The following is a 26011-nucleotide window of genomic DNA, read 5'->3' as shown; positions in this document are numbered from 1 at the left end:
CGCCCCGGCCGCCTGCTGCGCGGCGCGCAGGCAGCCAAGGAGTTCGGTGCGGCAGCGTCGTGAAGCAAACACGATGCGTAGATGCGTAGGGTGCGCTAAGCTTCGCCAGCGCTCGCAAGAGCGAGGGCGAGGCGTACCCACCGTTACACGCCGTGCTGTCGAGAGAATGGTGGGCACGGGCGCCGTGCGCCCTTAGCCCACCCTGCTGCAGCGGAGCAAGATCACGCGAATTTCGGCTCGGGGGATTGCGTGGCCAACAGCCGCGCGCGTTCGGTATTGGGCCAGAGCAGCAAGAGGCCGAGCAGGCCGGAGGCGACCAGGATCACCGCATTGACGGTAAAGCCGGTCATGTAGCCGTCGATCATGTTGTCCGAACGTTGGATCACGCTGCCCATCACCGCGGGCGCGATGATGCCGGCCAGCGTGTAGAGCGCGCCATAGATCGCGATCACCGCGCCGCGCTACGACACCGGGCTGAACTCGGCCAGCATCGGCGCGCAGACCACATAGATCGATCCGGACAGGCCGGCCCCGACCACCAGCGTCGCGATCTGCAGGGCCCCGCCGGGGATATAGGGCAGCGTCGCCAGGATGCAGCCGCCGACCACGAGCGGCGCGGAGCCGAGCACGCCGCGCGCCCTGCGGCTGGAGACACCGCGCGCCATCAGCGCCTGCGACAGCCAGCCCGTCAGCAGCACCACCGTCGCGCCGAAAACCCAGGGCAGGATCGAGATGAAGCCGGCCTCCTGCTGCGAGAAGCCGAGCCCCTTGACGACGAAGGACGTGAACCAGGTGAGCCCGAGCGACAGCGCCCAATAGGCCCCGAAGCTCGCCAGCACGCAACCGATGAAGGTGCGCGAGGTCAGGAGCTGGAGATAGGGAATCCGGGGTCCAGCCGTCTCTGCCGTGGTTTCGGTCAACGGCCCCTCCCGGCCGAGCAGCATCCAGGCCAGGACCCAAATCAGCCCGACCACGCCGAGCGCGCCGAACGCGTAGTGCCAGCCATGATTGACGATAATCCAATTCAGCGCCGGCACCGCGAGGATCACGCCGAACGCCGACCCCTGCGTCAGGATCGCGGTCGGCAGCGTGCGTTTCTCATCCGGGAACCATTTGTAAAGAGCGTGCACGGCCACCGCCGCGGCCGGCCCCTCGCCGGCGCCGAGGATGACGCGGCAGATCATCAGCGTCGTGAAGCCGACCGTGCCGATCATCGGGAATTGGGCCAGCGCCCAGACTGCCGCCAGCACCAAGAGCACCCAGCGGGTCGCGACGCGGTTGACGATGAAGCCGACCACGATCGCCGAGATCGAGAACAGGAAGAAGAAGGACGAGCCGAGCAGCCCGAACTGTTCCGGCTGGAGCTCGAGCTCGTTCACGATCGGCACGCCGGCCAGCCCGACCACGATCTTGTCGGCGAAATTGACCACCATGAGCAGGAACAACAGGAACGTGATTTTCCAGGCGCCCTTCGGCGCCTGCCCTGCCAAATTCCCGGGCGTCGCTGGCGCAGCCATGATTCTTCCCTGTGACGTGTTTGAGCCCTGCTATCGGCCGTAAACTGTGATGCTAGGCACGAGTTACTTGACCACGCAACCCAACATTTCGGCACCGTCCCGTGCGCTGCGATGCGCGGCCCAGGCTACCGCCTGACGCTGTTGTGAACGCAACCCGCACCCGATCACGATCGTGTCGTCATATCATTGAGACGCTGATCTGCAACCACGCCGCTGATATCCAGCCCCAAACATCGGAGACATCATGACCCGCCCCGTTCGTTGCGCGGCAGCCGCCGGCCTCTTCGCCCTCTCCATGCTCATTCCGGGATTGGCGGTCGCAGAGGATGGCAAGACGCCGGACTACCAGGCGATCGTCGCGGCGCCAGACCGCAGCGAGGCCGACCGGCAGACTGACCAGCGCCGCGAACCTGCGAAGATGCTGGCCTTCACCGGCATCAAGGAAGGCATGAAGGTGCTCGATATGGAGGCCAATGCCGGATATTCGACCGAGCTTCTGGCGCGCGCGGTCGGGCCGGCCGGCACGATCTATGCCCAGGACCCCGCCTCGATCATCGAGCGCATCGTCAAGGACAAGTTCGACAATCGCGCCAAGGGCCCGGCGATGAAGAACGTCGTGCATGTGGTGCGGGACTTCGACGATCCGATCCCGCCCGACGTCTCCAATCTCGACATGATCACGTTTTTCTACGCCTATCACGACGTGACCTACATGCCGGTCGACCGCGCCAGGATGAACGCGAAAATGTTCGCCGCGCTGAAGCCCGGCGGCTATCTGATCATTGCCGATCATTCCGCCAGGAAAGGCGACGGCACGAGCGTGGCCCATACCCTGCACCGGATCGAGGAAGCGACGCTGCGCCAGGAAATCGAGGCGGCCGGCTTCAAGCTCGTGGCCGAGGGCGATTTCCTGCACCATCCCGAGGATCCCCGCGACGACAAGGTGTTCAAGCCGGCGGTTCCGGTCGACGAATTCGTGCTGAAATACCAGAAGCCGATCTGAGACTTTGCGCCGCTCGGCGCGGCGGATTAAGAACAGGCGGTGCTGAGCGTTCGCAACCTGACCAAGAGCTACCGTGCGGCCGGCGAGGAGATCGCCGTGCTGCGCGGCGTCGATCTCGACATCAAGGCCGGCGAGCGTGTCGCGCTCACCGGCGAATCCGGCTCGGGCAAGAGCACGCTGCTGCACCTGATCGCAGGGCTCGACGCCGCCGATGATGGCGAGATCGTGCTGGACGGCGCCAACGTGACCAAACTGTCCGATGCAGAACGGGCGGCGCTGCGGCGCGGCCGGCTCGGCCTGGTGTTCCAGCAGTTCAACCTGATCCCGAGCCTGAATATCGGCGACAATCTCGCGTTCCAGGCGCGCATCGCCGGCCGTCACGACGCCGCCTGGCACGGCGAGCTGGTCAAGCGGCTCGGCCTCACGCCGCTGCTCAGGCGCTATCCCGAGCAATTGTCCGGCGGCCAGCAGCAGCGGGTCGCGATCGGACGCGCGCTCGCCACAAGGCCGCTGCTGCTGCTTGCCGACGAGCCGACCGGCAATCTCGACGAGGCCACCGCCGACGGCGTGCTGGCGCTGACCCGCGATCTCGTCGAACGCACCGGCTGCGGCTTCCTGATGGTGACGCACAGCGCGCGGCTCGCCGCAACCCTCGACCGCCACGTCACCCTGCACGCCGGGCGGATCGCATGAGGCGCGCGCTCTGGACCCTGGCCGTGCTGCTCAGCCATTGGCGGCGGCATCCGATGCAGCTCGCGACGCTCGTGATCGGACTCGTCTCCGCCACCGCGCTGTGGAGCGGCGTGCAGGCGTTGAACCAGCAGGCGCGCATCTCCTACGATCGTGCGGCCGCCGTGTTCGGCGGCGCGCGCACCGCCACGCTGGTCGGCCGCAGCGGCGCGACTTTCCCGCAGGAATTGTTCGTGAAGCTGCGCCGCGCCGGCTGGCCGGTGTCGCCGGTGCTCGAAGGCCGCGTCCAGATCGAGGGCCGTCTCTATCGCCTGCTCGGCATCGAGCCGGTGACCCTGCCGGTCGAAGTCGGCAATGCACCGACGATCGGCAGGAACGATTTGCAGGCCTTCATGACCCCGCCGGGGCGGACCCTGGTCGCGGCGGAGACGCTGGCCGATCTCGGCCTTGCCGAGGGCGCCACGCCGGACATCAGCGGCGGTGCGGCACTGCCGCCGCTGGTCGCGCAGCCGCAACTCGTGCCCGACGTGCTGGTGGTCGACATCGGCGTCGCGCAGCGGCTCCTGCACGAGGAGGATCAGGTTTCGCGGCTCCTGATTGGCAAGACCAACGGTCCGCGCGCGGCGCTGGAGAGCGTGGCCGGCGATGCGCTCCGCCTGCTCGAGCCCGACGCCGAGACCGATCTCGAGCGCCTGACCGACAGCTTCCATCTCAACCTCACCGCGTTCGGGCTGCTGTCGTTCCTGGTCGGCCTGTTCATCGTCAATTCGGCGATCGGGCTCGCCTTCGAGCAGCGCCTGCCGATGCTGCGCACCTTGCGCGCCTGCGGCATTTCCGCGCGACTGCTGAACGCCGTGCTGGTGGGGGAGCTGGTGTCGCTGGCGCTGCTCGCGGGGCTGATCGGGCTCGTCTGCGGCTATTTCATCGCCGGGGCGTTGCTGCCCGATGTCGCGGCGTCGCTGCGCGGCCTCTATGGCGCCGAGGTGCCCGGCGAGCTGACGCTGCGGGGCGAATGGTGGATCGCAGGACTTCTCATCAGCGTCGTCGGCGCGCTCGCCGCGGCCGGCACCAGCCTGGCAAAGGCGATCCGGCTGCCGCTGCTCGCCACCGCGCAGCCCAAGGCCTGGCAGCAGGCGCAACGGCGCTGGCTGATCCTGCAGAGCCTCGGCGCGCTCGCGATCTTCGCGGTCGCCGGCTGGCTGCTGTGGTTCGGCACCTCGCTCGTCGCCGGCTTCGGCGTGCTCGCAGCGCTCCTGCTCGGCGCGGCGCTGGTGCTGCCCGCGCTGCTGGAGCTCGTGCTGTCGCTCGGGCAGCACGCCAGCCGCCGTCCGCTCACCGAATGGTTCTGGGCCGACAGCCGCCAGCAGCTCTCCGGCCTGTCGCTGGCGCTGATGGCGCTGCTGCTCGCGCTCTCCGTCAATGTCGGCGTGGCCACCATGGTGGAGACCTTCAGCCGCACCTTCCTGGCCTGGCTCGACGGCCGGCTCGCCGCCGACGTTTATGTCGCCGCGGCCAACGACGCACAGACCGCCGAGATCAAGACGTGGCTGCAAGCGCGGCCGGACGTCGACGCCGTGATGCAGGGCGGACGGGCGGAGGTGCAGATCGACGGCCTGCCGGTCGAGGTGCTCGGGCTTCCCGATCATGCGACCTATCGTGATCACTGGCCGCTGCTGCAAGCGGATGCGGACGGCTGGGCGAAGCTTTCCGAAGGCCAGACCTGCTTCATCAGCGAGCAGTTCTCTCGCCGCATGAATCTCGGGCTCGGCGATCGCATCGAACTGCCGGCCTCCGGCGGCGCGTGGCCGCTCGCGGTCACGGGCATTTATGCCGACTACGGCAACCCGAAGGGACAGATCGCCGTGAATGCGAACGCGCTGTTCGGCCATTTCAGGGAATTGCCGAGGACACGGTTGGCGCTGCGGGTAGCCCCCGGCAGGATTCCCGCGCTGATCACGGCTCTTTCAGAAAAATTCGGCCTCGATGGCCGCAACCTGCTCGACCAGGCGACGGTGAAGGCGGAATCGACCCGCATCTTCAACCGCACCTTTGCGGTCACCGCGGCGCTCAACGCCTTTACGCTCGGCGTCGCCGGCATAGCCCTGCTGACCAGCCTGTTGACGCTGGCCAATTCGCGCCTGCCGCAGCTCGCACCCCTGTGGGCGATCGGCGTGACCCGGCAGCGGATTGCCGCGATCGAGCTCACCAAGACGCTGTCAGTCGCGCTGATCACGGCGCTGTTCGCGCTGCCGCTCGGCCTCGCCGTGGCCTGGTGCCTGATCGCGATCGTCAACGTCAAGGCGTTCGGCTGGCGCCTGCCGTTCCATGTCTTTCCATTCGAGCTGCTGAAGCTCGTGGCGGTGGCGATGGGCGCCTCGCTGCTGGCTTCGCTGCTGCCGGTCGCCCGGCTGGCGCGCATGCAGCCGGCCAGCCTCGTGAAAGTGTTCGCCAATGAACGCTAGCGTGATCACACGCCGCCACTTCGGACTCGGTGCGCTGACATCGCTTGGCCTCGGTGTTACGCGCGCTGGCGCGCAAGGCTTCGCCGGCTTGAGCGACAGCGCACAGGGCTTTGCCCACGTCATGCCCGGCAAGGTGTTCTCGTTTCCGGCCGATCACGGGCCGCACCCGGATTTTCGCATCGAGTGGTGGTACGTGACCGCCAACCTCAGCGGGCCCGACGGCATCGCCTATGGCATGCAGTGGACGCTGTTCCGCCAGGCGATGGCGCCCGGCGGCGAACGCGAGGGCTGGGCGAATCAGCAGGTCTGGATGGCGCATGCCGCCGTGACAGGCGCCGAATTTCATCGCACCAGCCAGACTTTTGCCCGCGGCGGTATCGGCCAGGCCGGCGTCGAGACGCAGCCGTTCCGGGCCTGGATCGATTCGTGGCAGATGCGCGGCCTCGACGGCATGAACGCGCAGACCGTCGCGCCGCTCGAACTGACGGCATCGGCAAGAGACTTTTCCTACGCGCTGCATCTCGACGCGAGCACGCCGCTGGTGCTGCAGGGCGACGGCGGCTACATCAGGAAGTCGAACGGCGAGCAGGCGACCTATTATTACAGCCAGCCGTTTTTCACCGTGCGTGGCCGCATCGGCGTCGACGACAAGCCGGTCGATGTCACCGGCCAGGCCTGGCTGGACCGCGAATGGAGCAGCCAGTTGCTGGCGCCCGACCAGACCGGGTGGGACTGGTTCGCGCTGCATTTCAAGTCCGGCGAGAAGCTGATGCTGTACCGGCTCCGCCAGCGCGACGGCAGTCCCTATCTTTCCGGCAACTGGATTTCACCCGACGGCCGCGGGCGGCAAATCGCCCCATCCGACATCGAGCTGACGCCACGCGGATCGGTCGAGATCGAGCGGCACACGCTGCCCGTGCGCTGGCATCTCGCGATCCCATCGCTTGCGCTCGCGATCGATTGTGTGCCACTCAATCCGAGGGCCTGGATGGGCACGAGCATTCCCTATTGGGAAGGCCCGATCAGCTTTCACGGCAGCCACGAAGGCGTCGGCTATCTGGAGCTGACGGGATATTAAGCGCGCTACCAAGGGGGATTGCACATGTATCACTACACCGCGCTCGTCACCTGCCTCGCCATTCTCGTCTACTTCATCACCTGTGCCCGTGTGGCGCGTGCGCGCGCCAGATATGGCGTCAAGCTTCCGGCGATCGCGGGTCATCCCGATTTCGAGCGCGTGTTTCGCGTGCAGATGAACACGCTGGAATGGATGCCGATCTTCCTGCCGTCGCTGTGGCTGTTCGCGGTCTACATCAGCGATGCGGTTGCGGCCGGCATCGGCCTGGTGTGGATCATCGGTCGGATTCTCTACATGATCGGCTATGCCGTGGCCGTGGAGAAGCGCGGACCGGGCTTCGGTATCCAGGCGCTGGCTTCCATCGCGCTGTGGATCGGCGCGCTCGGCGCCGTCATCTGGCGGATGGTCAGCGCAGCGTGACGGTTCAACGCCGTGCGCGCAGCAGCGTCTCGGACGGTAGCTCCCCGAACGCGCTGCGATAATCCCTGGCGAAGTGGCCCGGATTGGCGAAATTGCATTCGAAGGCAATGCCGGTGACATTGACCCTGGGGTCGCCCGATAGCAGCGCATCACGCGCGCGCTTGAGCCGAACCGTTTTCGCGAACGCCATCGGCGAATAGCCGCGTGCCGCCTCGAAGGCGCGGAAGATCGATCGCGCGCTGACACCGGCCACCGCCGCGAGGCGCTCGATCGTGACGCCGTCCTGCCAATTGGCTTCGATGTACTCCTCGATCCGGCGCACGACGCCGGAGGCCGGCGCCTTTTCCTGCCGTCCCAGCAGGTGGCTGAAGCTGTGCCTGCTCGCGAACAGGAAGGCGGTCTCGATCGCCTGCTCCAGCTCGGCATGGGCGGCGGACGGCAAGCTTGCGGCGCTCGGGTTGAGCTGCTCCGCCAGGAACAGCACCAGCCGCCTCATGCCTTCCGCATAGGGCCGGCCGGCATCGATGGCGGGAGCAAAGGTCAGTTCACCGCGCGGCCGGACGCCGACCAGCGCGGTCAGCTTCCGCCGCAGCGCCGCCTCGTCGAGGCGGAGCGTCAGGCGCTCATGGGCGGCTTCGCACGCCGTCCGCGACGGTTCGCCGGCAGGCGTGATCGCGAACTGGCGCTCGTTGATGTCCGTGATGATCCCGCCGGCCGAGGTGTTGGCGCGACCCTTGTGGGCGATCTGCAGCCGGACGAAATCGGCCGCGACATGATTGGCCGCGAACTCGCAGGTGGTGGCACCGAAGGCGAGCCGAACCTCCGTCAGCTCGATGAGATTGACGCGCGCCGTGAACGCGCGCGCCTCCGGCAGGTCGATCCGGGTCGCGCCCAGGAGCTTCGAGGCGAGATGGGTGAACTCATCCGCGTTGGACGTGGAGAATACTGGGAAACGATGCAGAGGCCGTGCAGCGGCATCGACCATCGCAGCTACTCATCGAATGCAGAGACGTCGTCAATGGTATCATGGGATGGCGGTAATCATCCAGCGTCGAATGGAGCGACACGTCGTCGCGAGGCACGAGCAACGGCACCCGGCGCCTGCCGCTCGCCGATCTGCACCTCGTCGAGTCCGAGCCCGACGGACGGCGTGCCTCACTTCGTCAGCGGGCAACCGCTTTCCTGGGCCGTGAAGAACGCCTTGTCGCCGGGCACCACCGCGATCTGCTTGTAGTAATCCCACGGCTTCTTGGATTCGGAAGGCTTCTTGACCTCGAACAGATAGAGGTCGTGCACCATGCGGCCGTTCGCGAGCACCTTGCCCTGCGCGAAGGCGTCGTCGACCGGCAGCTCCTTCAGCTTCTTGGCCACCGCATCGGAGTCCTTGGTGCCCGCCGCCTTCACGGCCTTCAGATAGCTCAGCGTCGCCGAATAGGTGCCGGCATGGATCATGCTCGGCATATGGCCGGTGCGCTTGATGAAGCGCTCGGCGAAGGCGCGCGACTTGTCGTCGTGATCCCAATAGAAGCCTTCGGTCAGGACCAGCCCCTGGGCAGCCTCGAGCCCGAGCCCGTGCACTTCCGACAGCGTCATCAGCAGGCCGGCGAGCTTCTGCCCGCCCTTGACGATGCCGAATTCGGCCGCCTGCTTGATCGAGTTGGTGGTGTCGAGGCCGGCATTGGCGAGGCCGACGATCTTCGCCTTCGAGCTCTGCGCCTGCAGCAGGAATGAGGAGAAATCGGACGAGTTCATTGGCACGCGGACCGAGCCGACCACCTTGCCGCCATTGGCGGTGACGATGTCACTGGTGTCCTTCTCCAGTGCATAGCCGAAGGCGTAGTCGGCGGTCAGGAAGAACCAGCTGTCGCCGCCGGACTTCACCAGCGCGCCGCCGGTGCCGACCGCGAGCGCGCGGGTGTCGTAGGCCCAGTGGAAGCTGTAAGGCGTGCAGGCATCGCCCGAGATACGGGAGGTCGCGGCGCCCACCACGATGTCGATCTTCTTCTTTTCCTTCGACAGATCCTGCACTGCGAGCGCCACCGAGGAGGTAGTGAGCTCGGTGATCATGTCGACGCCTTCGGAATCATACCAGCGCCGCGCGATCGCGGTGGCGAGATCGGGCTTGTTCTGGTGATCGGCGGTGACGATCTCGATCTTCTGGCCGAGCACCTCGCCACCAAAGTCCTCGACCGCCATGTGCGCGGCCTCGAGCGAATATTTGCCGCCATAATCGGCATAGACGCCGGACTGGTCGTTCAGGATGCCGATCTTGACGCCCTGCGCCTGGACCGGCATCGCGACCAAGACCGCCCCGATGCTGACCGCCGCCAACAATCCAAACTTCATCTAGTCCTCCCCAGCAGGTTGATGGCGGCAGGATATTTCAAAAAGCACAGCCTGCCCATGGGTTTCATGACGCAGGCGCGCATCGCGCGACGCACTCGGTTCACCTCTCCCCACCGGGGCCCCTGCGGAGAGGTGAGCACCGTCGGTGCTATGACCACCCGACCAAATAGGATCACGCGCTATGCCGCCACGGCCGGCTTCAGGGCCTTGTGCTTGCCGCCGTCGGCGAGGTTGCGCACCACCATATAGAAGATCGGCGTGAAGATCAGACCGAACAGCGTCACGCCGAGCATGCCGAAGAACACGGCGACCCCGACCGCCTGGCGCATTTCCGCCCCGGAGCCGGTGGAGACCACCAGCGGCAGCACGCCGAGAATGAAGGCGAATGACGTCATCAGGATCGGCCGCAGGCGGAGCCGGCAGGCCTCGATCACGGCCTCCAGGCGGTCGCGGCCCTCCGATTCGATGTCGCGGGCGAACTCGACGATCAGGATCGCGTTCTTGGCGGCGAGCCCGACCAGCACCACGAAGCCGATCTGGGTCAGGATGTTGACGTCCTGCCCCATGATCCGCACGCCGAGGGTTGCGGCGAGCAGGCACATCGGCACGATCAGGATGACCGCGAATGGCAGGCTCCAGCTGCCATATTGCGCGGCCAGCACCAGATAGACGAACAGCACGCAGATCGGGAATACCAGGAGCCCGGCATTGCCGCCATTGACCTGCTGATAGGACAGGTCGGTCCAGTCGTAGGAGAAGCCGCTCGGCAGCGTCTCATCGGCGAGCTGCTTCATGACGTTGATCGCGGTGGCCGAGCTGACGCCGGGCAGGGTGTCGCCCTGCAGCTCGGCGGCCGGGTAGAGATTGTAGCGCGCGACGCGGTCGGGACCCGAGATGTCCTTGAAGTCCACCACGCTGCCGAGCATCACCATGTCGCCGGCGGCGTTGCGGGTGCGCAGCCGCGCGAGGTCCGAGTTCTCTTTCCGGAACGGCAGGTCGGCCTGCGCCGTGACGTGGTAGGTACGGCCGAACAGATTGAAGTCATTGACATAGGCCGAACCGAAATAGGTCTCGATCGTATCGGTGATGTTCTGGATGGGCACGCCGAGCTTCTGCGCCCGGATGCGGTCGATGTCGACGAACACCTGCGGCGTGTTGGCGGTGAACGGCGAGAACACCGAGGTCAGCCCCGGTGCCCTGCGTGCGGCGCCGACCAGTTCGTCGGTCGCCTTTGCCAGAAGCTCGGGGCCGCGGCCCTGGCGATCCTGGATGCGCATGGTGAAGCCGCCGCCGGTGCCGATGCCGGGAATCGGCGGCGGCGGGATCACGATGATGAAGGCGCCTTCGATCGCGGACAGGCGCTTGCGCAGATCGGCGGTGATCGCCCTCGCCGTCAGGCCCTTTTTCAGCCGGATCTCCGGCTCCTCGAACACCGGAAACAGCGCGGCGGCGTTGCTGGCCTGGGTCCGCGTGGCGCCCGACAGGCCGGAGAACGCCGCGACGCGGATAATGCCCGGCGTATCCAGCGCGGTCGTCTCGATCCGCCGCACGATCTCGGTGGTTCGCGCCAGCGAGGCGGCGCCCGGCAGCTGCGCCGAGATGATGACATAGCCGCGATCCTGCGCGGGGATGTAGCCCTGCGGGGTGGTCGCGAGCAGCCAGCCGGCGCTGCCGATCAGCACGACATAGATCAGCAGCATCACGATGCGATAGCGGATCACGAAGCCGGCCGCATCCGCATAGAAATTGGACAGGCGGTCGAAGCCGCGGTTGAACACGCCAGTGAAGGCCTCCCAGCCGCGCCCGATCAGGTTCCAGCGCGCCGCCGGCCGCTTCGCCTCGTGCGGCACCAGGATCTGCGAGGCCAAGGCCGGCGACAGCGTCAATGAGCAGAAGCAGGAGATCGCGGTCGCGACCGCGATCGTCACCGCGAATTGCTGGAAGAACTGTCCGGAGAGGCCGCCGAGGAAGGCGGTCGGCACGAACACCGCGCACAGCACCAGCGCGATCGAGACCAGCGCGCCGCCGACCTCCTCCATGGTCCGGAGCGCCGCATCCTTGCGGCCCATGCCGTCGCGCAGATGCCGCTCGACATTCTCCACCACGACGATGGCGTCGTCGACCACGATGCCGACGGCAAGCACGAGGCCGAACAGCGTGAGATTGTTGATGGCATAGCCGAGCGCGGCCATGATCGCGAAGGTGCCGACCAGCGATACCGGGATCGCGGCGATCGGGATGATCGCCGGCCTGTAGCCCTGCAGGAACACCAGCACCACGACGACCACCAGGATCATCGCCTCGTAGATGGTCTTGATCAGCTCGTGAATCGATTGGGCGATGAACTCGGTCGGGTTGTAGCCGATATTGTAGTCGAGCCCCTTCGGGAAGTTCGCCTTGAGCTTCGTCATGGTATCGGAGATGCCCTTGGCGGTCGCCAGCGCGTTCGATCCGGGGCGCTGCGTCACCAGCATCGCGACCGCGGTCTTGCGCAACAGGAAGCTGTTGGTGGAATAGTCGAGCGCGCCGAGCTCGATCCGCGCCACGTCGCGCAGACGCACGGTGCGGCCGTCGGCGCCGGCCTTGATCAGGATGTTCTCGAACTCGTCGATGTCGCGGAGCCGCCCGGTGAAGGTGAGGTTGGGCTGGAAGGCGCGGTCGCCGATCGGGGGACCTGCGAGCTGGCCGCCGGTGATCTGCAGGTTCTGCGCCCGGATCGCCGCCAGCACATCGCCGGCGGTGAGCCCGATATTGGCGATCTTGTCCGGATCGAGCCAGAGCCGCATCGAATAGTCGCGGGCGCCGAAGATCTGGATGTCGCCGATGCCGTCGAGCCGCAGCAGCTGGTCGCGGATCTGGAGCAGCGCGTAGTTCGAGATGTAGAGCTGGTCGAACGTGTCGTCCGGCGACAGCATGAACACGACCATCAGAATGTCGGGACTGTTCTTGCGGGTGACGACGCCGATGCGCTGCACTTCCTCCGGCAGTTGCGGCTGAGCGATCGCGACGCGGTTCTGCACCAGCACCTGGGCCTTGTCGAGATCGGTGCCGAGCTTGAACGTGATGGTGATGGTGAGCTGGCCGTTCGAGGTCGCCTGGCTGTAAATGTACAGCATGTCCTCGACGCCGTTGATCTGCTGCTCGATCGGGGCCGCGACCGTGTCGGAGATGGTCTGCGCCGAGGCGCCCGGATATTGCGCGGTAACGACCACGGTAGGCGGCACGACTTGCGGATATTCCGCGACCGGCAGCGTGGTGTAGGCGAGCGCGCCGACGATCAGCAGCACGATGGACAACACCATCGCGAGGATCGGCTGGTTGATGGAGAGGCGGCCGAGGTTCATGACTTGCCGCCTGCGCCTTGTACCGGATGCGGAGTAACCTTGGCGCCGACGCGGGCGCGCTGGATGCCGTCGACGATGACGCGGTCCTCCGCCTTCAGGCCTTCGCGGATCACGCGCAGACCGTCGTCCAGCGGGCCGAGCATCACCGGCCTCGCCTCGACGGTGTCGTCATCCTTGACCACGAACACGATCTTGCGCGACTGGTCGGTCCCGATCGCGGTGTCAGGAATCAAAAGCGCCTCGTAGGGCGAACTGCCGATCAGCCGTACGCGGCCGAACTGGCCGGGCAATATCGACAGGTCATGGTTGTCGATCACGGCGCGGCTGCGCAGCGTGCCCGTGGAGACGTCGAGCCGGTTGTCCAGGAAATCCATATGGCCGTCATGCGAGGGCTTCGTCTCGCCGACCAGCGTCACCTGCACCGGATTGGCGGTGTTGCGCGAGCTCGGCCGCCGGCCCTCGAACCACAGCCTGTTGTTCTTGAGATAGGTCGCTTCGTCGACGTCGAAATAGAAGTAGATGGGGTCCATCGAGACGATGGTGGTCAAGAGCGTCGAGTTGCCATTGTCGCTGCCGCTCACGAGGTTGCCGATGCTGACGAGATGGCGGCTGACCCGACCGCTGATCGGCGCCACCACATGCGTGAACTCGACGTTGAGCTGGGCGGCCTTCAGCGCGCCTTCGGCGATGGTTTCGGAGGCGTGCGCGGCCTGCAGCGCCTGGCGGCGCTGGTCGACGGTCTGTTCGGAGACGGCGCTGGTCTGGACCAGGTTCAGTCCGCGATCGAGCTCGCGCTTGGCAAGCTCGGTCTTGGCGCGCGCATCCGCGAGCTGTCCGTCCGCCTGGGCCGCCACCGCCTCGAACGGCCGCGGATCGATGATGTAGAGCAGGTCGCCGGCATGCACCATGTCACCGTCCTTGAACTCGACATTGGTGACGAAGCCGCCGACGCGGGCGCGGACCTGAACTTCCTCGACCGCCTCGAAGCGGCCGGTGAACTCGTCCCAATCGGTGACCGTGCGCTTCACCGGCGGTGCCACCGTGACCGGCAGCGCCGGCGGTGCGGCCGCGGCGGCCTGCGGTTTCTGATCGCAACCGGCAAGCAGGCCGGCCAACAGGATCGATGTCGAGAGGGCGCCCAGATGTCGGATGCCAGCCATGATGTTTCGACCGAAAAATGAAGATGGAGTCGCGACGCTCAACGAACCTACCCTCCGCCCTGTGCGGCGAACCAACGCCGCCCCCCTGTCGGCGCGGGAACCACGGATGTTTCCGGTCGCGCCACCGCCAAGACGGCCCGCCGGCCGGTCTCGGTCACACTTTGCATCTTCCTGGGCCAGTTTTGTGGCGCAAATTTTTTTCAGTTGGACGACGAAGGTGGAATAATCGTTTGAATGTGAAAACTGCCTGGTTGGGCAGCTTGCCACCGGGCACCGGCGCCGCCTACGGTCAGCCGCTGTCGCGCAGCACCAGCTCGAAACCGAGATCGATGCGGCGCGGCCCCTCGCGCGTCAGCATCAATCGCGCGGCCGTGCGGCCGATCGCATCGCCATGGACGCGGATGGTAGACAGGCTCGGCGCGATCAGCCGACCCATTTCGAGATCACCCAGCCCCACCACGGCGACCGGCTGCGCCGCCGCCGGCCCTTCCCGCAGCAGGCCGGCCTGCCGCAGCCCCGACATGAAGCCGATGGCATGGGCGTCGTTCGCCGCGAACACCGCGTCGACGCCGGGCAATTCCGCGAGCGCCGCCACGCTGCCGGAGGCATTGCGCGCCAGAACCAGGCGACGCGCCGCGAGCTGCCCGGCCCCGAGCAGGGTGTCGTTGAAACCGTTCCAGCGCCGCGTCGCGCGTGGATCGTCGCCGCCGATGAAGGCGAAGCTCTGCCGCCCCTGCGCGAGGAGATGCGTGGCGACGGCCGCGCCCGCGGCGTAATTGTCGAAACCGGCCACCGCGTCGATCGGCTCGGGCGGCAGTTCCCAGGTCTCGATCACGGGGATGCCGGCGCGTCGCAGCAGCCGTGCGCCGTCCGCGGTCGCCGGCGATCCGACCATGATGATGGCCTCGGGCCGTCGCGACAGCAGTGCCGCGAGCATGTGGTCCTCGCGCGCCGCGTCGTAGCGCGACTGCGCGAGAATCACGGCATAGCCGAGCGGCTCCAGTTCGTCGGAGAGGCCCTGCACCGTGTCGGCGAAGATCGAGTTGGCGATGGTCGGCACCAGCACGCCGACCGATTTGGTGCGCGCGCCGGCGAGCGCACCGGCAAGCTGGTTCGGCACATAGCCGAGCTCCCGCATCGCCGCTTCGACCCGGGCCCGGGTTTGCGGTGCCACCATGTCCGGCAGCCGCAGCACGCGGCTGACGGTGATGGCCGACACGCCGGCCCGCTCCGCCACGGCGGACAGGGTCGGTGCGGCAGGGAGCTCGTTCTCGGGTGGAATCATCGAGGAACCGTCGAAATGGCCCGGGCTGGATACACCAGGCTGCTTGCAGATGCACAATGATAGCGCTATCATACGCTAATGATAGCGCTGTCATGACCGAATTGAACGAACCAGGGAGTAAATGAATGATCTCGGATGAGGATGTCGCAGCCTACCGTCGCGACGGCGTGATCATGGTGCCCGACGTGCTGGACGCCGCGGCGCTGACCCGCCTGCGCCAGGTGATAGCGGAAATCGTGGCCGGCGCGGCCGAGGTGACCGAGCACACCGACGTCTACGACCTGGAGCCCAATCATAGCCGCGACAATCCGCGGGTGCGGCGGATCAAGACCCCGCACAAGGTTCATCCGATCTTCAACGAGATCGTGCGCAGCCAACCGGTGATCGACATATTGACAAAACTGCTCGGCCCGGGGCTCAGGCTACACGGCTCCAAGCTCAACATGAAATCGGCGCAGTATGGCTCGCCCGTCGAATGGCACCAGGACTGGGCGTTCTATCCGCACACCAATGACGACGTGCTCGCGATCGGCGTATTGCTGGACGATTGCGATCTCGAGAACGGGCCGATGCTGGTGACGCCCGGCACGCACAACCGCGAGATCTGGAACCATCATGACGAGGACGGCTATTTCGCCGGCCTGATCGATCCCGACCTGATCGGCGAAGAAATCAGACGCGCTGTTCCTTGCGTCGGCAAGGGCGGCACCATGTCGTTCCATCACGCCCGCGCGCTGCACGGCTCGGCGACCAACACCTCGAATCGGCCACGCAACCTGCTGCTCTACGAGGTCACAGCCAGCGACGCCTGGCCGCTGATGGGCGTGAAGGATTTCGACGAGTTCAACAGCCGCCTGCTCAGCGGCGGCACCGTGATCACGCCACGGCTGGCCGACGTGCCGGTGCGGATGCCGCTGCCGCCCGCCAAGCGCCAGGGCTCGATCTACGAGACCCAGTCCGCAGCGAAGAAATCCTACTTCACCAAGGCGGCATAAGCCGAACAAGACACAGCGCGCGGCCGATCCGCGCGCTGTCCGCATTGCAAGACAATGACAATAAACATCCGGGGAGTAAAACAATGACGGCAATGTCGGCCGAGCCATCGGCGTCCGCGCGCTTGCGCGTGATCATCGCGGCCTGCATCGGCTCCGCGCTCGAATGGTACGACTTCTTTCTTTACGGCACCGCGGCGGCGCTGGTGTTCGGCGAGCTGTTCTTCCCGAAAGGCGACCCGGTCATCGGCACCATGCTGGCCTTCCTGACCTTCGGCGTCGGCTTCGTGGTGCGGCCGCTCGGCGGCGTCCTGTTCGGCATCCTCGGCGACCGTTTCGGGCGCAAGCCGGTGCTGGTCACCACGCTGTTGATGATCGGCATCGGCACTACCGCGATCGGCGTGCTGCCGACCTATGCCCAGATCGGCTATTGGGCGCCGCTACTGCTGGTCACCCTGCGCGTGATCCAGGGGCTCGGCGCCGGCGCCGAATATGGCGGCGCGGTGATCTATCTGGTCGAGAACGCGCCGCCAAAGCGCCGCGGCTTCTGGGGCAGCTTCGCGCCGCTCGGCGTCTCGATCGGCAATCTGCTCGCGGCCGGCGCCTTCGCGCTGGTGACGCCGCTGTCGCATGACGACCTGTTGAGCTGGGGCTGGCGGCTGCCGTTCCTCGCCAGCTTCCTGCTGATCCTGGTCGGCATCTTCGTGCGGCTGCGGGTGGCGGAAACGCCCGTCTATGTCGAGGCGGTGGTGGCGCGCGGCAAGGTCGAGCAGAACCCGGCGATGGAGGCGCTGCGCCGGCATCCCCGCAACTTCATGGTCGTGCTCGGCGCCCGGCTCGCGGAGAACGGCCTCGGCTATCTCTTCCCGGTGTTCGGCCTGTCCTATGTCATCACCACGCTGGGCGTGCCGAAAGCGGACGCGCTGAGCGCGTTGATGCTCGCCTTCTTCGTCGAGCTGTTCGCGATCGTCGGCTTCGCATCGCTCTCCGACCGGATCGGGCGCCGTCCGGTCTATCTGTTCGGCGCGCTCTGCGGCGTGGCCTTCGCCTTCCCGTTCTTCTGGCTGGTCGGGACCAAGCAGTGGATCTTCATCGCGGCTGCCTTCATCATCGCCCGCGCCGTGGTGACGGCGGCGATGTTCGGCCCGCAGGCGGCGTATTTCGCCGAGCTGTTTCCGCCGCAGCGGCGCTTCGCCGGGTTCGCCTTCGCACGCGAGCTCGGCTCGCTGCTCGCCGGCGGACCGGCGCCGTTCCTCGCCGCCTATCTGGTGGCGATCTCCGGAAGCTGGTGGCCGGTCGCCTGCTACGCCGCGCTGCTCGCAGGCCTGACCGCCATCGCGATCTGGGCCGGGCCGGAGACCTATGCCGAGGACATCACCGCCGACGCCACGCCTGACGACGCGGTGCATCCGGACGTGGTGCCATTGCGAGCGTAACTCGGCCGGTCCCGCAACGCCATCTTCGCACATGACGTCGCCGGTTTGCTCCGCTAACATCCTCCCGAGAGAACAGAACCGGCGAAGCCGGAATGTCCCCGGAGGACAAGCGTGCACAAGGGCCGTGTCGTTTTCGGCGCCATGGACGAGGTCGTATTCGGCCATCCGGCGGCCGGTGCCATCGTCGAGAAAATGGATCGGCTCGGGGCCTCCCGCGCCTTCCTGATGGTCTCCGGGACGTTGAACCGGCAGACCGATGAGATCAGCAAGATCAAGCAAGCGCTCGGGCCACGCTGCGCCGGCGTGTTCGACGCGATGCCGCAGCATACGCCACGCGAGGCCGTCATTGCCGCCGCCGAGCAGGCCCGCGCCGCGGGCGCCGACCTCATCGTCACCGTCGGCGGCGGCTCGATCACCGACGGCGCCAAGGCGGTGCAGCTCTGCCTCGCCAACGACATCAGGAGCGTCGACGGCATCGACGCGGTCCGCGCGGTGAAGGGCGTCCCGCCCGCGATGCAGCCGCCTGCGGTGCGGCAGATCAGCGTGCCGACGACGATCGCCGGCGGCGAGTTCACCGCCCTTGCCGGCGTCACCAACATGCGGACCAAGGTCAAGGAGTTGCTGCGTCACGATCTCGCCGTGCCGCGCGCCGTGATCCTGGATCCCGCGATCACCGTGCACACGCCGGAATGGCTGTTCCTCTCCACCGGCATCCGCGCCGTCGATCATTGCGTCGAAGGCCTCTGCTCGCGCGAGGCGCATCCTTATGCCGATGCGCAGGCGCTGAAAGGACTCTCGATGCTGACCGAGGGCCTCGCCCGGGTGAAGGCCGACGCCGGCGATCTCGATGCGCGGATGGATTGCCAGATCGGCACCTGGCTCTCGACCGGGCCGCTCGCCGTCGGCGTGCCGATGGGCGCGAGCCACGGCATCGGCTATGTGCTCGGCGCGGCCTACGGCGTGCCGCACGGCTACACGTCCTGCGTGATGCTGCCTTTCGTGATGCGCTGGAACAAACCGGCCAACGCCGAGCGCCAGGCGCTGGTCGCGACTGCCATGGGCCATCCCGGCGAGGACGCCGGCGACGTGCTCGATGCCTTCATCCGCTCGCTCGGCATGCCGCGCAGCCTGCGCGAGGTGAAGATCGCCCCCGAACATTTCGACGAGATCGCCAGGCAATCGATGATGACGCCCTGGGTGCCGCGCAATCCGCGCCATATCGGCGGCCCCGCCGAGGTCCGCGAAATCCTCGACCTCGCCGCATAGGAGGACCGCCCGACCATGTATACCGGCAAGCATGCGCATCTGCGGCCATTGCAACCTGCCTTCATCATGGCGAGCACCGGCGAGGCTGTGACCTATCGGGAGCTGGACGCGCGCAGCAACCGCCTGGCGCATCTGTTTCGCCGGCACGGGCTGAAGCGGCTCGACCACTATGCGATCTTCATGGAGAACAACAACCGCTATCTCGAAGCCTGCGGCGCCGGTGAGCGCTCCGGCCTGTATTTCACCTGCGTCAATTCCTTTCTCACGCCGGCCGAGCTCGCCTATATCCTCAACAACAGCCAATCCCGCATCCTCGTCACATCAGTGGCGAAGCTCGACGTCGCGCGCGAGGCGCTGAAAGAGACAAAGGTCGAGCTCTGCATTGTCGTCGATGGACCGGGCGAGAGCGATCGCATCATGGGCCTTTCGGAAGCGACCGCCGGCTTGCCGACAACGCCGATCGCTGACGAGATGATCGGCACCGCGATGCTGTATTCGTCCGGCACCACCGGCCGGCCGAAGGGCATCCTGCGTCCGCTGCAGGAGGTGCCGCCGGAACAGAACCTGCCGATGTTCGATTTCCTGATAAAACTCTGGCAGTACCGCGAGGGCATGATCTATCTCTCGCCCGCGCCTCTGTATCATTCGGCGCCGCAGGCCGCGGTGAACCTGACCATTCGCATGGGCGGCACCGCGATCATCATGGAGAAGTTCGACCCCGAGCATTACCTGCAGCTCGTGGAGAAATGGGGCGTCACCCATAGCCAATTGGTGCCGACCATGTTCTCGCGCCTGCTGAAGCTGCCCGATCAGGTGCGCACGCGCTACGATCTGTCGTCGCTGGAGATCGCGATCCACGACGCCGCACCCTGTCCGGTGCTGGTCAAGGACGACATGATCAAATGGTGGGGGCCGATCATCCAGGAATATTACGGCGCCACCGAAGGCCTCGGCTTCACCGCGTGCAACTCGCAGGAATGGCTCGCGCATCGCGGCACCGTCGGCAAAGTGCTGCTCGGCGACCTGCACATTCTCGACGAGAACATGCAGAAGTGCCCGGCCGGCACGCCCGGCACCGTGTGGTTCAAGACCGCCTCGCCGTTTGAATATTTCAACGATCCGGCCAAGACGGCCGAGGCACGCTCGGCGGACGGCACGATGAGCACGGTCGGCGACGTCGGCTATGTCGACGAGGACGGCTATCTCTATCTCACCGACCGCGCCACCTTCATGATCATCTCCGGCGGCGTCAACATCTACCCGCAGGAATGCGAGAACCTGCTGATCACCCATCCGAAGATCGCCGATGCCGCGGTGTTCGGGGTGCCCCATCCCGATCTCGGCGAGGAGGTCAAGGCGGTGGTGCAGGTGATGCCCGGTATCGAGCCGTGCGAGGCGCTCGCCGAGGAATTGATCGCCTTCTGCGGCCAGTCGCTGTCGCGCCAGAAGGTGCCGCGCTCGATCGATTTCGAGGACGAGCTGCCACGCTTGCCGACCGGCAAGCTCTACAAGCGCCTGTTGCGCGACCGCTACTGGGGCAACAAGAACTCGCGGATCGTATAGGCGCGCCTCACTCCGCCGGCACGCCAAGCTCGGCCGGCTGCGGCGCAGTCCCGCGCGTCCGGCTGGTCAGCAGCAGCACGCCGTTGCTGATGACGAGGCCGAGTGCGGCGATGGCGCTCGCCCAGGCAAAGGCGTGATCCGAACGGGCGAGCAGGCTCACCGTCAGGGGGCCCGCGATCTGGCCGGCGCCGAACGCGGCCGTCATCACCGCGACCGCCTGCGAGGCCGGCGCGCCGCCGAGCCGCAGCGCCTCCTTGATACCCGCCATGGTAATGATCACGAAGGTGCCGCCGACGCACAACGCCGACAGCAGCAGCGTCGGCACGTTGACGGCGAGCGCTGGCGCGAGCACGCCGGCGGCGAGCACCCATTTCGCCCGCATCCACAATTGCCGCGGCGCGAGGCTGCGGCCGAGCCAGGCGCTGGCGAAGGTCGAGAGCGCCGCGGCAACCCCGAACACCGGCCAGATCAGCCCGAACAGCCTGGGATCATCGACATAGCCGCGTGCCACCGCCGGAAGGAAAGTTGCCGGGATGATGTAGCCATAGCCGAAGGCGGCGTAGCAGGCGGCCGCGACCAGCGCCGGACCTGGCAGCCTGCGGAGAGACGGCTCTCGTGCCGGCGCCGCCTGCCCGGCATCGGCCTCGAGCGGACGCCAAAGCACCGCGACCAGCGTGAGGGTGACGGTGCCGAGCGCGATCCAGGTCGCGCGCGAGCCGACCGCGCCAAGGCCGGCGACGAGACCGAACAGGCCAGCAAACGCGATGCCGATGCCGACGCCGGAGAAGACGTGGCCCGCCCATTGCTCCCGGCCGTGCCGCGTGAGCAATGGCATCGCCCAGGCCGAGGTCCCGACGAAAACGAAGGCGCTCGCCACGCCGGCGAGAAAGCGCAAGACCAGCCATAGCGGCTGCCCCCCGGCGAAGCCCATCGCGAGCGTGGTCAGCCCGACCGCCACCAGACCCCACCGGATCGCGCGCGCCGGCCGCGGTGCCAGCGCGATGCAGGACAGCGCGCCCGCGAGGTAACCGACATAATTGGCGATCGCGAGCCAGCCGCCCTGCGCCAGCGTCAGACCGGCATCGCCCTGCATCAGCGGCAGGATCGGTGTCAGGGAAAAGCGGCCGATGCCCATCGCGCTCGCCAGCGCCAGCAGGCCGATGAGCGCGGCAAGGGCGGCGGACGGTATCGCTGATTTCTCGTTCATTGCTCTCGATTACACCACCGGAATGTTCTAGAATATTGAAAATGACAGCCTTTGTTATTCTCGATAAATGAATGGTGGCCGCATGAACTTCGCTGATCTCCAGGTGTTCAAGAGCGTCGTCGACGAGGGCGGGGTGATCCGCGCCGCCCAGAAGCTGCACCGCGTTCCTTCCGCGGTGACGACCCGCATCAAGCAGCTCGAAGCGTCGGTGGGCGTGAAGCTGTTCCATCGCGACCGGCAGCGGCTGCATCTGTCGCCGGCCGGCGAATTGCTGCGGGACTACGCCGAGCGGCTGATCCGGCTCTCGGACGAGGCGCGCGACGCGGTGTCGGGAACGGCGCCGCGCGGCACCTTCCGCCTGGGCGCGCTGGAGAGCACGACCGCGAGCCGGCTGCCGCCGATTCTCGCGGCCTTCCACGCCCGTCATCCGGACGTGCGGCTGGAGCTTTCGACCGGCACCAACGATGGGCTGCTGGAGCGGCTGGCCGAGCGGAAGCTCGACGCCGCCTTCATTTCGGAGCCGCCGCGTGCGGATTCGTTCGAGCATGTCCCGGTGTTCGCCGAACGCCTGACGCTGATCTCCAGCGCCGATCATGCGCCGATCAGGCGGCCGCGCGACGTCGAGGGCGATTCGATCATCGCCTTTCCGGAAGGATGCGCCTATCGGCGCGTGCTGCAGCGCTGGCTTGGGCGCGACAGCCTCGCGACCCTGCGTGTGCTGGAGCTCGCGTCCTATCACGCGATCGTCGCCTGCGTGACCGCGGGCGCCGGCATCGCGCTGATGCCGGAGGCGGTGCTCGACGCCATGCCGCAGGCGAAGGTGCTGCGGCATTCGATCCCGAAGGCACAGTCCGACATCACGACGCCGCTGGTCTGGCGCCGCGGCGAAACATCCGCCTCCGTGCTCGCGCTGCGCACGCTGGTTCTGTCCCAGCCGAAGCAGAAGCGCTGACAGGCACGCCCTCTTTGATTTTGCGGAGGGTGGATCGATGCACAGCTCGGGCTCATGCCGCGAGAACGCGAATGCATGTCTCAATTCCGTCGGGTGGGCTAAGCGCGTCTTGCACCAAAGCATGCCACGCAAGGAAAGGAGCGTGCCCACCATCGCGAGCCGTGCTGTCGACACATGGTGGGCACGCTCTCGTCTTGGTGTGGCGCGCTTCAGTGCAAGACGCCGCCTGGCCCACCCGCGCACCTTGCTGTTTGAGACGTTGAATACGACCGCAACGCGCCACCAACCGCGCTACACGTGTCCGCCGAATTATCAATGTGACGCAGGGCCTTGGCGGTTGCTTCGGCTCCTTGCGCTGGCTATCGTCCTGCCGCAATCGGCCGGGACATCGGGCCAGAAATAGGGCCATCGGAACAAGGCCGAACGAAGGGGAGAAAGCCATGCGCCGCGGACGCGCTTTTGCCGCCGCACTGTTGTCTTTGCTGATGCTGTCGGGCGCGGCCCGCGCCGAAGAGCCGAAGCAGGGCGGCATCCTCCGGATCTACCACCGCGACAGCCCCGGCAGCGCTTCGATCCACGAGGGCGCAACCTATTCGGTCAACATTCCCTTCATGCCGGTGTTCAACAACCTCGTCATCTTCGACCAGAACAAGGCCCAGAACAGCATGGACGACATCGTCCCGGAACTGGCCGAGAGCTGGGCCTGGAGCGCCGACAGGAAGACGCTGACGTTCAAGCTCAGGCAGGGCGTGAAATGGCATGACGGCAAGCCGTTCACCGCAGCCGACGTCAAGTGCACCTTCGACATGCTGATGGGCAAATCGCAGCAGAAGTTCCGCCAGAACCCGCGCAAGGCGTGGTACGATCAGGTCAACGACGTCACCACCAACGGCGACACCGAGGCGTCGTTCAACCTGAAACGACCGCAGCCGTCGCTGCTCTCGCTGCTCGCCTCGGGCTACACGCCGGTCTATCCCTGCCACGTCTCGCCGGCGGAGATGCGCACCCATCCGATCGGCACCGGCCCGTTCAAGTTCGTCGAGTTCAAGGCCAACGAGTCGATCAAGCTCGTGCGCAACCCCGACTACTTCAAGAAGGGCCTGCCGCATCTCGACGGCATCGAATTCACCATCATCCCGAACCGATCGACCGCGATCCTTGCCTTCGTCGCCGGCAAGTTCGACATGACGTTCCCGACGGAAGTGTCGATCCCGCTGCTGAAAGACGTCAAGGCGCAGGCGCCGAACGCAACCTGCGTGGTGGCGCCGAACAACGTCGCCACCAACATCATCGTCAACTCCTCCGATCCGCCGTTCAACAATGCCGACATCCGCCATGCGCTGGCGCTGGCGCTCGACCGCAAGGCATTCATCTCGATCATGTTCGAAGGCCAGGGCGACGTCGGCGCCTCGATGCAGCCCGCGCCCGAAGGGCTGTGGGCGATGCCGAAGGAAATGCTGGCATCCATTCCCGGCTACGGCCCCAATATCGAGGCCAACCGCGAGGAGGGACGCAAGCTGATGCAGAAGGCGGGCTTCGGCCCCGACAAGCATCTCCAGGTCAAGGTCTCCACCCGCAACATCGCGGTCTACCGCGACCCAGCCGTGATCCTGATCGACCAGCTCAAGAGCATCTATATCGACGGCGAGCTCGACGTGGTGGACACGGCACAATGGTTCCCGAAGGTGGCGCGGCGCGACTATGCGCTCGGCCTCAATCTCACCGGCAACGCCGTCGACGATCCCGACCAGACCTTCTACGAGAACTATTCCTGCGGCTCGGAACGCAACTACACCAACTACTGCAACCGCGACATCGAGAAGCTGTTCGACCAGCAGTCGGAGGAGACCGACCTCGACAAGCGCAAGAAGCTGGTCTGGGAGATCGACAAGAAGCTGCAGGAGGACGTCGCCCGCCCGATCATCTTCTACGCCCGGACCGGCACCTGCTGGCAACCCTACGTCAAGGGTGTCACGGTGATGGTGAACAGCTCCTATAACGGTTATCGCTACGAGGATGTGTGGCTCGACAAGTGACATTGCATCCAAGCCACCCGGCCGATCCAGGGCTATCGATGGGAAGGCAGCCTTTTCGCGGCTCATCCTTCGAGACGCCCGCCTCCGGCGGGCTCCTCAGGATGAGGGCTGTGCTCGCGGCGAAATGCCAGACCCTCATGGTGAGGGCGCGGCAACGCCGCGCGTCTCGAACCATGAGGCCCCGAACGATTGCACCCCGTGCGATTGCCCATCAGGCCGATCGAAGGAGTTAGGAAGGTGCTTGCCTATATCGTGCGACGCCTTGCCCTGATGCTGGTGACGCTGATCGGCATCTCGATCGTCATCTTCTTCCTGCTGCGCGTCGTGCCCGGCAACATCGTCGACATCCTGTTCGACGCGGCGGGCATGGTCGATCCCGCCGACAAGCACGAGCTCGAGCGGCAGCTCGGGATCGACCAGCCGCTGGTCCTGCAATACCTGCACTGGATCTTCGGCCTGCTGCATGGCGATCTCGGCTATTCATACGTCTCGGAGAAGCCTGCGCTGGAGGAGATCCTACCGCGCATCCCGATCACGGCGCGGCTCGCCGCGATCGCGCTCTTGTTCTCCGCCTCGATCGGCATCCCGCTCGGCGTCATCAGCGCGGTCTATCAGGGATCCAGGCTCGACTACTGCCTACGCGTCGTCAGCCTGAGCGGGCTGTCGCTGCCCTCCTTCTGGCTCGGCCTCCTGATCCTGATGGCGTCGGTGGCGATGTTCGGCAGCATCCCGATCTTCAATCCCAACCCGAAGACCCTTGGCGAGATGTTCTCGACCTATTGCCTGCCCTCGCTCGCGGTCGCATTCCGCAGCTCGGCGCTGACGATGCGGATCACGCGCTCCTCGATGCTGGAGGTGCTGCGGCAGGACTACATCCGCACCGCGCGCGCCAAGGGCGCATCCGATGCCTCGGTGAATTTCCATCACGCGCTGAAGAACGCGATCCTGCCGGTCATCACCGTGGTCGGCATCGAGGCCGCGTTCCTGATCGGCGGCCTGATCGTCACCGAGACGGTGTTCAACATTCCCGGCGTCGCGCGCTTCCTGGTCGAGGCGATCCGCTGGCGCGATTATCCGATCGTGCAGAATCTCGTGATGTTCATCGCCGTCGTCGTGGTGTTCGCGAATTTCACCGTCGACATGCTCTATGCCGTGTTCGATCCGCGGATCCGCTACACTGAATAGAGGAGCGATCCCATGCGACCCATCGCTTCCAGGCTCTCCGCCCTCATCCTGAGGAGCAAGCCTTCGCCC

Annotated in this window: 18 protein-coding genes and 1 pseudogene; 12 read left to right on the top strand and 7 right to left on the bottom strand. The window is 66.3% G+C overall.

The features are described from left to right. Nucleotides 1-221: 221 nt before the first annotated feature. Nucleotides 222-1517 (bottom strand): annotated as a pseudogene (locus JOY90_RS09535) (MFS transporter). A gap of 244 nt (nt 1518-1761) precedes the next feature. On the opposite strand from JOY90_RS09535, the gene JOY90_RS09530 reads away from it, so the two are divergent. From JOY90_RS09530 to JOY90_RS09510, 5 genes are read left to right on the top strand one after another with little or no spacing between them, the layout of a single operon-like run. Beyond that, nucleotides 1762-2520, top strand: coding sequence for a methyltransferase domain-containing protein (locus JOY90_RS09530; RefSeq protein ID WP_291690889.1), 759 nt, complete (start codon nt 1762-1764; stop codon nt 2518-2520). Between the two features lie 39 nt (nt 2521-2559). Continuing rightward, on the top strand, nt 2560-3213 hold the full coding sequence (locus tag JOY90_RS09525; RefSeq protein ID WP_291690888.1) for an ABC transporter ATP-binding protein: 654 nt from the start codon (nt 2560-2562) through the stop codon (nt 3211-3213). Beyond that, nucleotides 3210-5672, top strand: coding sequence for an ABC transporter permease (locus tag JOY90_RS09520; protein WP_291690887.1), 2463 nt, complete (start codon nt 3210-3212; stop codon nt 5670-5672). The genes JOY90_RS09525 and JOY90_RS09520 overlap by 4 nt, the downstream gene beginning before the upstream one ends. After that, entirely contained in the window at nt 5662-6750 is a 1089-nt protein-coding gene (locus JOY90_RS09515) for a lipocalin-like domain-containing protein (protein WP_291690886.1), read from the top strand. The genes JOY90_RS09520 and JOY90_RS09515 overlap by 11 nt, the downstream gene beginning before the upstream one ends. Before the next feature lie 24 nt (nt 6751-6774). Then, nucleotides 6775-7170: an MAPEG family protein gene (locus JOY90_RS09510; RefSeq protein ID WP_291690885.1), complete on the top strand. Its 396-nt coding sequence runs from the start codon at nt 6775-6777 to the stop codon at nt 7168-7170. Nucleotides 7171-7174: 4 nt separating this feature from the next. Here JOY90_RS09510 and JOY90_RS09505 read toward each other — a convergent pair whose 3' ends face one another. The 5 genes from JOY90_RS09505 to JOY90_RS09485 all read right to left on the bottom strand — a co-directional run bounded on the left by JOY90_RS09505 (nt 7175) and on the right by JOY90_RS09485 (nt 15305). After that, the gene (locus JOY90_RS09505) at nt 7175-8155 is read right to left on the bottom strand and encodes an AraC family transcriptional regulator (RefSeq protein ID WP_291690884.1); all 981 of its coding nucleotides are present in this window, start codon (nt 8153-8155) and stop codon (nt 7175-7177) included. A 170-nt stretch (nt 8156-8325) separates the two neighbouring features. Then, nucleotides 8326-9516 (bottom strand): ABC transporter substrate-binding protein, encoded by a 1191-nt coding sequence (locus tag JOY90_RS09500; RefSeq protein ID WP_291690883.1) that lies wholly within the window; start codon nt 9514-9516, stop codon nt 8326-8328. A gap of 179 nt (nt 9517-9695) precedes the next feature. Further along, complete coding sequence (locus tag JOY90_RS09495) at nt 9696-12860, bottom strand: efflux RND transporter permease subunit (protein WP_291690882.1); 3165 nt, start codon at nt 12858-12860, stop codon at nt 9696-9698. Then, on the bottom strand, nt 12857-14020 hold the full coding sequence (locus JOY90_RS09490; RefSeq protein WP_291690881.1) for an efflux RND transporter periplasmic adaptor subunit: 1164 nt from the start codon (nt 14018-14020) through the stop codon (nt 12857-12859). Before JOY90_RS09490 ends, JOY90_RS09495 begins: the two co-directional genes overlap by 4 nt. Before the next feature lie 289 nt (nt 14021-14309). After that, nucleotides 14310-15305 (bottom strand): LacI family DNA-binding transcriptional regulator, encoded by a 996-nt coding sequence (locus JOY90_RS09485; RefSeq protein ID WP_291690880.1) that lies wholly within the window; start codon nt 15303-15305, stop codon nt 14310-14312. A 125-nt stretch (nt 15306-15430) separates the two neighbouring features. On the opposite strand from JOY90_RS09485, the gene JOY90_RS09480 reads away from it, so the two are divergent. From JOY90_RS09480 to JOY90_RS09465, 4 genes are all read left to right on the top strand, one after another. Further along, nucleotides 15431-16300, top strand: a complete 870-nt coding sequence (locus JOY90_RS09480) for a phytanoyl-CoA dioxygenase family protein (RefSeq protein ID WP_291690879.1) — start codon at nt 15431-15433, stop codon at nt 16298-16300. An 83-nt stretch (nt 16301-16383) separates the two neighbouring features. Next, a complete protein-coding gene (locus JOY90_RS09475; RefSeq protein ID WP_291690878.1) occupies nt 16384-17733 on the top strand; it encodes an MFS transporter in 1350 nt (449 codons plus the stop codon). Between the two features lie 111 nt (nt 17734-17844). Then, complete coding sequence (locus tag JOY90_RS09470) at nt 17845-18999, top strand: iron-containing alcohol dehydrogenase (protein WP_291690877.1); 1155 nt, start codon at nt 17845-17847, stop codon at nt 18997-18999. A gap of 15 nt (nt 19000-19014) precedes the next feature. After that, nucleotides 19015-20562 carry an AMP-binding protein gene (locus JOY90_RS09465; RefSeq protein ID WP_291690876.1) on the top strand — a complete coding sequence of 516 codons (1548 nt, stop codon included), beginning with the start codon at nt 19015-19017 and terminating at the stop codon, nt 20560-20562. A 7-nt stretch (nt 20563-20569) separates the two neighbouring features. On the opposite strand, the gene JOY90_RS09460 is transcribed toward JOY90_RS09465, so the two are convergent. Continuing rightward, nucleotides 20570-21769, bottom strand: a complete 1200-nt coding sequence (locus tag JOY90_RS09460; protein ID WP_291690875.1) for a YbfB/YjiJ family MFS transporter — start codon at nt 21767-21769, stop codon at nt 20570-20572. Between the two features lie 82 nt (nt 21770-21851). On the opposite strand from JOY90_RS09460, the gene JOY90_RS09455 reads away from it, so the two are divergent. The 3 genes from JOY90_RS09455 to JOY90_RS09445 all read left to right on the top strand — a co-directional run bounded on the left by JOY90_RS09455 (nt 21852) and on the right by JOY90_RS09445 (nt 25942). Next, nucleotides 21852-22721 (top strand): LysR family transcriptional regulator, encoded by an 870-nt coding sequence (locus tag JOY90_RS09455; protein ID WP_291690874.1) that lies wholly within the window; start codon nt 21852-21854, stop codon nt 22719-22721. Between the two features lie 440 nt (nt 22722-23161). Continuing rightward, the gene (locus tag JOY90_RS09450) at nt 23162-24757 is read left to right on the top strand and encodes an ABC transporter substrate-binding protein (RefSeq protein ID WP_291690873.1); all 1596 of its coding nucleotides are present in this window, start codon (nt 23162-23164) and stop codon (nt 24755-24757) included. 237 nt (nt 24758-24994) lie between these two features. Then, nucleotides 24995-25942 carry an ABC transporter permease gene (locus tag JOY90_RS09445; protein WP_291690872.1) on the top strand — a complete coding sequence of 316 codons (948 nt, stop codon included), beginning with the start codon at nt 24995-24997 and terminating at the stop codon, nt 25940-25942. The last annotated feature ends 69 nt before the right edge of the window (nt 25943-26011 follow it).

The sequence above is a fragment of the Bradyrhizobium sp. genome (assembly GCF_019242285.1).
Classification (GTDB): domain Bacteria; phylum Pseudomonadota; class Alphaproteobacteria; order Rhizobiales; family Xanthobacteraceae; genus Bradyrhizobium.
This window is presented reverse-complemented; position numbering and strand designations above follow the sequence as displayed.

Excerpts from the sequence above, each read along its gene's own strand:
- JOY90_RS09510 (WP_291690885.1), top strand. The coding sequence starts at position 6,775 with ATGTATCACTACACCGCGCTCGTCACCTGCCTCGCCATTCTCGTCTAC.
- JOY90_RS09505 (WP_291690884.1), bottom strand. The coding sequence starts at position 8,155 with ATGGTCGATGCCGCTGCACGGCCTCTGCATCGTTTCCCAGTATTCTCC.
- JOY90_RS09465 (WP_291690876.1), top strand. The coding sequence starts at position 19,015 with ATGTATACCGGCAAGCATGCGCATCTGCGGCCATTGCAACCTGCCTTC.
- JOY90_RS09490 (WP_291690881.1), bottom strand. The coding sequence starts at position 14,020 with ATGGCTGGCATCCGACATCTGGGCGCCCTCTCGACATCGATCCTGTTG.
- JOY90_RS09480 (WP_291690879.1), top strand. The coding sequence starts at position 15,431 with ATGATCTCGGATGAGGATGTCGCAGCCTACCGTCGCGACGGCGTGATC.
- JOY90_RS09500 (WP_291690883.1), bottom strand. The coding sequence starts at position 9,516 with ATGAAGTTTGGATTGTTGGCGGCGGTCAGCATCGGGGCGGTCTTGGTC.
- JOY90_RS09450 (WP_291690873.1), top strand. The coding sequence starts at position 23,162 with ATGCGCCGCGGACGCGCTTTTGCCGCCGCACTGTTGTCTTTGCTGATG.
- JOY90_RS09460 (WP_291690875.1), bottom strand. The coding sequence starts at position 21,769 with ATGAACGAGAAATCAGCGATACCGTCCGCCGCCCTTGCCGCGCTCATC.
- JOY90_RS09455 (WP_291690874.1), top strand. The coding sequence starts at position 21,852 with ATGAACTTCGCTGATCTCCAGGTGTTCAAGAGCGTCGTCGACGAGGGC.
- JOY90_RS09475 (WP_291690878.1), top strand. The coding sequence starts at position 16,384 with ATGACGGCAATGTCGGCCGAGCCATCGGCGTCCGCGCGCTTGCGCGTG.
- JOY90_RS09520 (WP_291690887.1), top strand. The coding sequence starts at position 3,210 with ATGAGGCGCGCGCTCTGGACCCTGGCCGTGCTGCTCAGCCATTGGCGG.
- JOY90_RS09495 (WP_291690882.1), bottom strand. The coding sequence starts at position 12,860 with ATGAACCTCGGCCGCCTCTCCATCAACCAGCCGATCCTCGCGATGGTG.
- JOY90_RS09485 (WP_291690880.1), bottom strand. The coding sequence starts at position 15,305 with ATGATTCCACCCGAGAACGAGCTCCCTGCCGCACCGACCCTGTCCGCC.
- JOY90_RS09530 (WP_291690889.1), top strand. The coding sequence starts at position 1,762 with ATGACCCGCCCCGTTCGTTGCGCGGCAGCCGCCGGCCTCTTCGCCCTC.
- JOY90_RS09515 (WP_291690886.1), top strand. The coding sequence starts at position 5,662 with ATGAACGCTAGCGTGATCACACGCCGCCACTTCGGACTCGGTGCGCTG.